8 protein-coding genes are annotated in these 7,533 nt (G+C 73.5%); 5 read left to right on the top strand and 3 right to left on the bottom strand.

Annotation, left to right across the window (positions count from 1 at the left end; all coding sequences use genetic code 11):
• Positions 1-194: 194 nt before the first annotated feature.
• Entirely contained in the window at positions 195-1,346 is a 1,152-nt protein-coding gene (locus tag AB0I21_RS25885) for an acyl-CoA dehydrogenase family protein (protein WP_360564840.1), read from the bottom strand.
• A gap of 58 nt (positions 1,347-1,404) precedes the next feature.
• Here AB0I21_RS25885 and AB0I21_RS25880 point away from each other — a divergent pair, with 58 nt between their 5' ends.
• Positions 1,405-2,040 (top strand): TetR/AcrR family transcriptional regulator, encoded by a 636-nt coding sequence (locus tag AB0I21_RS25880; RefSeq protein ID WP_360564838.1) that lies wholly within the window; start codon positions 1,405-1,407, stop codon positions 2,038-2,040.
• A 123-nt stretch (positions 2,041-2,163) separates the two neighbouring features.
• On the opposite strand, the gene AB0I21_RS25875 is transcribed toward AB0I21_RS25880, so the two are convergent.
• Together AB0I21_RS25875 and AB0I21_RS25870 are read right to left on the bottom strand one after the other, a co-directional pair.
• On the bottom strand, positions 2,164-2,625 hold the full coding sequence (locus tag AB0I21_RS25875; protein WP_360564836.1) for a hypothetical protein: 462 nt from the start codon (positions 2,623-2,625) through the stop codon (positions 2,164-2,166).
• A 241-nt stretch (positions 2,626-2,866) separates the two neighbouring features.
• A complete protein-coding gene (locus AB0I21_RS25870) occupies positions 2,867-3,328 on the bottom strand; it encodes a PaaI family thioesterase (protein ID WP_360564834.1) in 462 nt (153 codons plus the stop codon).
• Between the two features lie 79 nt (positions 3,329-3,407).
• On the opposite strand from AB0I21_RS25870, the gene AB0I21_RS25865 reads away from it, so the two are divergent.
• From AB0I21_RS25865 to AB0I21_RS25850, 4 genes are all read left to right on the top strand, one after another.
• Positions 3,408-4,850 carry an AMP-binding protein gene (locus AB0I21_RS25865; protein ID WP_360564833.1) on the top strand — a complete coding sequence of 481 codons (1,443 nt, stop codon included), beginning with the start codon at positions 3,408-3,410 and terminating at the stop codon, positions 4,848-4,850.
• A 39-nt stretch (positions 4,851-4,889) separates the two neighbouring features.
• A complete protein-coding gene (locus AB0I21_RS25860) occupies positions 4,890-5,561 on the top strand; it encodes a response regulator transcription factor (RefSeq protein WP_344503447.1) in 672 nt (223 codons plus the stop codon).
• A 2-nt stretch (positions 5,562-5,563) separates the two neighbouring features.
• Positions 5,564-6,949, top strand: coding sequence for a HAMP domain-containing sensor histidine kinase (locus AB0I21_RS25855; RefSeq protein WP_360564832.1), 1,386 nt, complete (start codon positions 5,564-5,566; stop codon positions 6,947-6,949).
• A gap of 143 nt (positions 6,950-7,092) precedes the next feature.
• A complete protein-coding gene (locus tag AB0I21_RS25850) occupies positions 7,093-7,530 on the top strand; it encodes a hypothetical protein (RefSeq protein WP_360564830.1) in 438 nt (145 codons plus the stop codon).
• Positions 7,531-7,533 lie beyond the last annotated feature (3 nt).

The following is a 7,533-nucleotide window of genomic DNA, read 5'->3' as shown; positions in this document are numbered from 1 at the left end:
TGCTCATGCCGCCACCTTCCGCTGCGCTGCAGGCGTCGGCCTGAGCCGAACCTGCCATGCTGATGAGCGGCCCGAGCCGCTCCGCTGCCCGCTCATGCCGCCACCTTCCGCTGCGCTCCAGGCGTCGGCCTGAGCCGAACCTGCCATGCTGATGAGCGGCCCGAGCCGCTCCGCTGCCCGCTCATGCCGGCCCCCTAGACGAACGCGTTCACGCCGGTGAGGGCGCGACCGATGATGAGTTTCTGGATCTGGCTCGTCCCCTCGTACACGGTAGTGACCCGTGCGTCGCGCAGGTACTTGCCGACGGGGTATTCGTCGATGTACCCGTAACCGCCGAAGACCTGCAGCGCTGCGTTCGCCGAGCGGACGGCGGCCTCGGAGGCGTACAGCTTCGCGGTGGACGACTCGGTGGCGAAGGGCAGCCCCCGGTCGATCAGGTCGGCGACCCGCCAGGTCAGCAGCCGCGCCGCGTCGGCCTCGACGGAGATGTCGGCGATGAGCTGCTGCACCAGCTGAAACGAGGCGATCGGCCGCCCGAACTGGGAACGCTGCTTCGCGTAGCCGACGGCGGCGTCGAGGCAGCCCTGGATGATGCCGACGCAGCCGGCCGCCAGGGACATCCGGCCTTTCGCCAGGGCCGACATCGCGATCTTGAAACCCTGGCCCAGCTCGCCGAGCAGCGCGTCCTCGCCGACCGTGACGCCCTCGAAGGTCAGCGCCGCGGTCGCCTGCCCGCGCAGGCCGAGCTTGCCGTGGATCTCCTCGATCCGCAGGCCCGGCGTGTCCGTCGGCACCAGGAAGGCCGACACCCCTTTCGGGCCCGGTCCGCCGGTGCGGGCGAAGACCAGCGCGACCTGCGCCCAGGTGCCGTTGGTGATGAACATCTTCGCGCCGTCCAGCCGCCAGCCCCCGTCGACCCGGGTCGCCCGGGTGGACAGCGCGCCCGCGTCGGAGCCCGTGTCGGGCTCGGTCAGCGCGAAGCAGCCCAGGGCGTCGCCGGCGCACAGCCGCGGCAACCAGGCGGCCTTCTGTTCGGGTGTGCCGTAGCCGTTGATGCTCTTGGCGACCAGGCCGAGAGACACCGACACGATGCCGCGCACCGACGAGTCGCCCTTGCCGAGCTCCTCCAGGACCAGGCAGTACGTGGTGTGGTCGCCACCGCTGCCGCCGTGCTCCTCGGGGATCGTGATGCCGAAGATCCCCAGGTCGGCGAGCTTCTTGACGATCGCGAGGTCGACGTGCTCGGCGCGGTCCCAGGCGGCGGCGTGCGGGGTGATCTCGCGGCTGACGAAGTCGGCGGTGACCTGGCGGATCGCGCGCTGATCGTCGTTGAGCGTGAAGTCCATGCAAGCTCCAAGAAACCCGGTCCGTTAACTAACGCCGTTAGTTTCTAAGATCGTAGCCATGGTCCGCCCCAGAACGCCACTCCTCAGCCGCGACCGCATCGTCGAGGTCGCCACCGCGATCGTCGACGCCGACGGGCTCGACGCGCTGTCCACCCGGCGGCTGGCCCGCGAGCTGGGCGTCCAGGCGCCGTCGCTGTACAACCACTTCGCCACGAAGGAGCAGATCGTCGACGCGATCGGCGACGCCATCGTCGCCGGCGTCGACCTGTCCATGCTCGGCCGCGACCCGTGGCCGGAGGCGCTGAAGGCGTGGGCGCGGGCCTACCGGGCGGCGTTCCGCGCGCACCCCAACGTGGTGCCGTTCCTGGCGCGCGGCCCGGCCCGCCGGCCCGCGTCGCTGCGCCTGGCGGACGCGGTCTACGGCGCGCTCGTGGACGCCGGGTGGTCGCCGGGGCACGCGACCCGGATCGGCGCGACCATGCGGTTCTTCGTCGCCGGTTCGGCGCTGGGCTCGTTCGCGCTCGGCTTCGTCGACGACCCGGACCTGTACGCGAGGGACTACCCGCACCTGCGCGACGCCCATCGCCTGGCGGAGCGGCACACCCACGTCGACGACAGCGCGTTCGAACTGGGCCTGGAGGCGCTGGTGGACGGCCTGGAGCGCAAGTTCGAGCGGCTTCAGGAGCAGGGTTAGGACAGCGGCCAGGCCTCCGCCTCCTGCGACATGACAACCGGCGGCACGACCGGCAGTGGCACGACCGGCAGTGGGTGCGACCGGCGGCGGCACGACCGGTGGCGGCGCGCCGCGCGAGCGCGGCTAGGCCGCGACCTCCTGCGGCATGACCAGCAGCAGCTGGCCGCCGGGGCGGGTGCTCATGCGGACCGGCAGGCTCATCATCCGGCCGGCGCGGATCAGGACCGTGGCGGTCTCCAGGTCGGGGACCCGCAGGCCGGGGGAGCCGGACCGGGACGGCCCCGACACCATCAGCACGCCCCGCCACGCCGACTCGGCGAGCTGGCGGCCGTGGCGGATCTGGCGGGCCGACCGGGGCAGCTCGGGCGCGCCGCACAGGTCCGCGTACCCCTGCTGCCAGGCGCGGTCGAGGAAGCCGGCGGTGCCGGATACGGCGTCGCAGAACACGCGGAAGATCTCGTAGCGGTGGCGGGTGCCGGCGGTGTAGCGGTGCACGCTCGCCGAGTGGCCGGCCGCCCCGAGCAGCTCGACCAGCCGGTCCGCGGCGACGGAACGGTTGAACTCGGCGAGCACCCCCGCTGGCATGTGTGTGAACGCGGAACGGACCCGGGCACCCCCCAGCGCCCGGGCTCGTCCTCCTCTGCCACACACCCCTGCACATCGCACCAGCACGGCCGCCTCGAACGCGGCGACGGTCGAGGCCCTGTAGCGCTCGCCGGTTGACACGATGTCCACCCGTTCACCGTGGCGGTTCGGACCGTACCGGCGGAATCGCGCACGTCGTTCCTTGAGCGAAACTTGACGCTGCGAAACCGGGCCGAAAAGGTCAGACCGCCATGAGGACCTGCGTGCAGCGGCTGGCCGCGAGGGTGGTGCCGCCGGCGTCGTACAGCTCCGCGGCGCAGAACACGACCTTCCTGGTCCGGCGCAGGACGGTGCCCACGGCGCGCAGTGTCCCGGGCCGGGTCGGCCGGAAGAACTCGACCCGCAGGTCCGCGGTCAGGAACAGCTCGTCGCGGTCCAGCGTGGTGAAGCAGGCGCCGCCCATCGCCGAGTCGAGGATCGCGGTCACCAGGCCGCCCTGGATCACCGGGCCGCCGGGGGTGGTGAAGCCGTAGTCGACGGTCGCGTCCCACTCCACGGTCGAGCCGCCGGGCTCCCAGCCGGTGCGCCGGAAGCCCAGCGTCCGCCACAGGTTGGGGCCCGCGCTTCCGTTGACGCCCCGGCTGGAGCCCCAGTCGCCGACGTCGGCGAACCGCTCGCCGGCGGTGATCGGACGGTCCGTCATGATGCATTCCTTTCGAAGGCTTGACAGTACCCAGGTATCGGCATAGTCAGTGTAGAAACATTGCGACTGGAGGTCGTCGATGCCCAACCTCGCCCGCCTCGCGGAGGCGTCCCTCGACCGGCACGGCGACTACCCGGCACTCTGCTTCGAGGGCGCCTGGCACACGTCGGGGGAGGGGCACGAGCGCGCGACCCGCATCGCCGGAGGGCTGCGCGCGGCCGGGGTGCGCCCCGGCGACCGGGTGGCCGTCGTCATGGCCAACTGTCCCGAGGTCTCGCAGGTGTACGAGGCGGTGTGGCGCGCCGGCGCGGTGGTCACACCGGTGGTCTTCCTCGTCACCGCCGACGAGCTCCGCCACGTGCTGCGCGACTCGGGCGCCGTCGCCGTCGTCACCTCGCCGGAGCTGGTGCCCAAGTTCGGCGACCTGTGCCGCGAGCTCGGCGTGCCCGCGATCGTCGTCGGCACCCCGTCCTTCGACGCGCTGCTGGCGGCCGACCCGATCCCGGTCGTGGACCGGGACCCCGGTGAGCTCGCGGCTCTGCTGTACACCGGCGGCACCACCGGACGGAGCAAGGGTGTCGCGCTCAGTCACGCCAACCTGGCGCACGCGGGACGGGTCTCGCGGGAGGCGGCCCACACGCCCGGTCTCAACACCGGCATCACCGCGCTGCCGCTGTCGCACTCCTACGGCCTGATGGTCACCGTCGGCGCGATGCAGGCCGCGGAGCCGCCGGTCGCCGTGCTGCAACGGTGGTTCGAGCCGGCCGGCTGGCTGCGGCTCGCCGCGCAGCAGCGGGCGCAGACCGCCGCCGTCGTCCCGTCGATGATCGTCATGCTGCTCGGCCAGCCCCTGGCGGAGCACGACCTGAGCGCGCTGCGGTTCGTGTTCTCCGGCGCCGCCCCGCTGCCGCCCGCCGCGGCCGAGGCGTTCGAGCGGCTGGTGCCGTCCGCGCGGGTCCTCGAAGGGTACGGCTGCACCGAGACCGGCGGGATCGTCAGCGGCAGCCCCCTGGACGCGCCCCGCCGCGGCACGGTCGGCAAGCCCCTCGAAGGCATCGAGGTCCGGCTCGGCGACGACGGCGAGATCCTCGTCCGCGGCCCGAACGTGATGCGTGGCTACTGGGGCGCGCCGGACAGCGGCGTGACGGGCGGGTGGTTCGCGACCGGCGACATCGGCGCGATCGACGGCGACGGGTACCTCAGCATCATCGACCGCAAGAAGGACCTCATCATCCGGGGCGGGTTCAACGTGTACCCGCGTGACGTCGAGGACGCGCTGACCGCCCACCCCGCCGTCGCGATGGCCGCCGTGGTCGGCCGGCCCGACGAGCGGCTCGGCGAGGAGGTGGTCGCGTTCGTGTCGCTGACGGCTCCCGGCGCGGCGAGCGCCGACGAGCTCGACGCCTACGCCCGCGAGCACCTCGCCCCGACGAAACGGCCACGGGAGATCCGCGTCCTGGACCAGATCCCGCTGACCAGCGTCGGCAAACTCAACCGGAAGGCGCTGCGGACCCTCATCTGAGCACACGCGCTGTTGCCCTTGCGAATACCATGGCGCACGATGCGAGTGATGCTGGTCGAAGATGACGCCCGGGTGGCGGCCGCGCTGGCCACCGCCCTGCGCCGGCGCGGGCACGACGTCGCGCACTGCCCGACCGCGCAGACGGCCCTCGACACGTTCGCGGGCGAGCCGTTCGACCTGGTGCTGCTCGACCTCAATCTGCCCGACGGCGACGGCATCGAGGTGTGTCGCACCCTGCGCCGCAAGGACGAGTCGGTCGCGATCATCGCCGTCACCGCCCGCGGCGAGGAGCGCGACCGGGTCATCGGGCTGCAGACCGGCGCCGACGACTACGTCGTGAAGCCCTACTCGATGGCGGAGCTCAACGCGCGCATCGAGGCCGTGCTGCGGCGCGCGACCCGGGCGCAGCAGAGCGCCGTCGAGGTCCTCGCGGCCGGCCCGGTCCGGGTCGACGTGGCCGCCCGGCAGGTCACCGTCGCCGGCCGGGACGTCGCGCTCACCCGCAAGGAGTTCGAGATCCTCGCCGTGCTCGTCCGCACGCCGGGCGTCGTCGTCACGTACGACCGGCTGATCCTCGCCGTGTGGCAGACCAGCTTCGTCGGCCGGCACACCCTGGACGTGCACGTCGGCTCGCTGCGGGCGAAGCTCGACGTGCCCGGCCTGGTGCAGACCGTCCGCGGCGTCGGTTACCGCCTCGTGCCGGGACTCTGACCGTGCGGGTCCGCCTCGTCGCCACGTACGTGCTGCTGCTCCTGCTGGTGCTCATCGCCCTCGAGGTGCCGTTCGCGCTCAGCATCGCGAGCCGCGACACCCAGCAGGTCGTCGCCGACCGGCTCGCCGACGCCAGCCGCTTCGCCACGATCGCCGAGCCGGCGCTGCGGGCCCCCCGCGAGACCGACGAGCTCGCCGCCGAGCTGGCCCGCTACGACGCGGTGTACGGCATCGCCGCGATCGTGCTCAACCAGGACGCGGTCAACATCGTGTCGTCCCGCCCCGGTGCCAACCTGGTCGACCTCGCCGACAAGGCGGTGCTGCGGCAGGCCCACCGCGCCCTCGAAGGCCGCGAGGCCAGCGACGACGGCACGATCTGGCCGTGGCGGACGGCACCCTTCGTGGTCGCGGTCCCGGTCGGTCGCGGCGGCGAGGTCATCGGCGCCGTCGTCACCGTCTCGCCCGTCGGCGGGCGCGTCACCGGCGTCCGCACCACCTGGAGCATCCTGGCCGGCGGCGGGCTCGTCGTGCTGTTCGCCGGCATCGTCGCCGCCTGGTCCCTGGCCCGGTGGACGCTGCGCCCGGTCGCCGAGCTCGACGCCGCCGCCCACGAGCTCGCCGCCGGTGACTACGCCGCCCGCGTGCCCGCCGCCGACGGCCCGCCGGAGCTGCGCCGCCTCGGCACCGCGTTCAACGAGATGGCCGCGACCGTCGCCGACTCCCTGGAGCGGCAGCGGGCGTTCGTCTCCCACGCCAGCCACCAGCTGCGCAACCCGCTCACCGCGGTGCGGCTGCGGGTCGAGGACCTCGGCGCCGACCTCACCGACCCGCAGGCCGTCGAGGGCCACCGGCTCGCCGTCGAGGAGGTCGAACGCCTCGGCGAGGTGCTCGACAGCCTCCTCGCGCTCGCCCGCGCCGAGCGGGGCCGGTTCGAGCTCGCCGACATCGACGCCGGTGAGGTCGCGTGGGCGCGGGTCGTCGCGTGGCAGCCCGTCGCCGCGAAGAAGCAGATCACGCTGCGCTACGTCCGGCCGCCGCACGCCCTGAAGGCCCGCGCGCTGACGACCGCGCTGGACCAGGCCCTGGACGCGCTGATCGACAACGCCGTCAAGTTCTCGGCCGAGGGCAGCACCGTCACGGTCCGCCCCACCGCCGACAAGGGCGGCGTCGCCGTGCACGTGATCGACACCGGGCCGGGCCTCACCGAGCAGCAGCGCGAGCTGGCCACCGAACGGTTCTGGCGGGCGCCCGGCACGCAGAACGTCGACGGCAGCGGCCTCGGCCTGCCGATCGTCGCGGTCCTCGTCGAGGCGTCGTCGGGCCGCCTGGACCTGCTCGCCAACGAGCCGAGCGGCCTGCACGCGCGCCTGTGGTTCCCGAGCCCCTGACCCGAGCCCCTGACCCGAGCCGCTGACCCCGGTGGCGGCGACGGCCCGGGCCGGCGGCAACCGCCGGGCGGTGCGGAAGAACTGGCGGATCGGCGGACCGGCGCGGACACCCGATGCATCGAGCGCTGTGACATCGTTGCTCCGTGAACCCTGAGACACGCATCGTGGTCGGCGACAGCACGGCGGACACCGAGGAGCTGTGGCGGTGGCTGCGGGAGGAGCCCGAGCTGCGCGGCCGGCTGCGGCTCGCCCAGGAGCCGCCGCCCGAGGGCACCATGGGCGGCACGACCGCGCTGGTGGTGCAGGCCGCCGCGACCGTCGCCGGGGCGGGCGCGCTGTGGGTGGCGCTCGCGAAGTCCGTCGGCGTGTGGCTGACCCAGCGGCGCGCCGACATCGCGGTCACCGTGAAGACCCCCGACGGCCGGGAGATCACCCTCGACGCGAAACGGGTCGCCGACCCGCAGGCGTTCCTCCGCGAGGTCCTGAACCAGCCCGCGATCGAGCCCGGAGCCCAGCCCGGAGCCCAGCCTGGAGCCCAGTCCGGAGCCCAGCCCGGGGCCCAGCCGGCCGGTCAGGGCTGACGG

Source organism: Dactylosporangium sp. NPDC050588 (assembly GCF_040654975.1).
Taxonomy (GTDB): domain Bacteria; phylum Actinomycetota; class Actinomycetes; order Mycobacteriales; family Micromonosporaceae; genus Dactylosporangium; species Dactylosporangium maewongense.
The sequence above is the reverse complement of the archived record's forward strand: the minus strand, read 5'-3'. Positions and strand labels throughout refer to the sequence as shown.

Excerpts from the sequence above, each read along its gene's own strand:
- AB0I21_RS25885 (WP_360564840.1), bottom strand. The coding sequence starts at position 1,346 with ATGGACTTCACGCTCAACGACGATCAGCGCGCGATCCGCCAGGTCACC.
- AB0I21_RS25880 (WP_360564838.1), top strand. The coding sequence starts at position 1,405 with ATGGTCCGCCCCAGAACGCCACTCCTCAGCCGCGACCGCATCGTCGAG.
- AB0I21_RS25875 (WP_360564836.1), bottom strand. The coding sequence starts at position 2,625 with ATGCCAGCGGGGGTGCTCGCCGAGTTCAACCGTTCCGTCGCCGCGGAC.
- AB0I21_RS25870 (WP_360564834.1), bottom strand. The coding sequence starts at position 3,328 with ATGACGGACCGTCCGATCACCGCCGGCGAGCGGTTCGCCGACGTCGGC.
- AB0I21_RS25865 (WP_360564833.1), top strand. The coding sequence starts at position 3,408 with ATGCCCAACCTCGCCCGCCTCGCGGAGGCGTCCCTCGACCGGCACGGC.
- AB0I21_RS25860 (WP_344503447.1), top strand. The coding sequence starts at position 4,890 with ATGCGAGTGATGCTGGTCGAAGATGACGCCCGGGTGGCGGCCGCGCTG.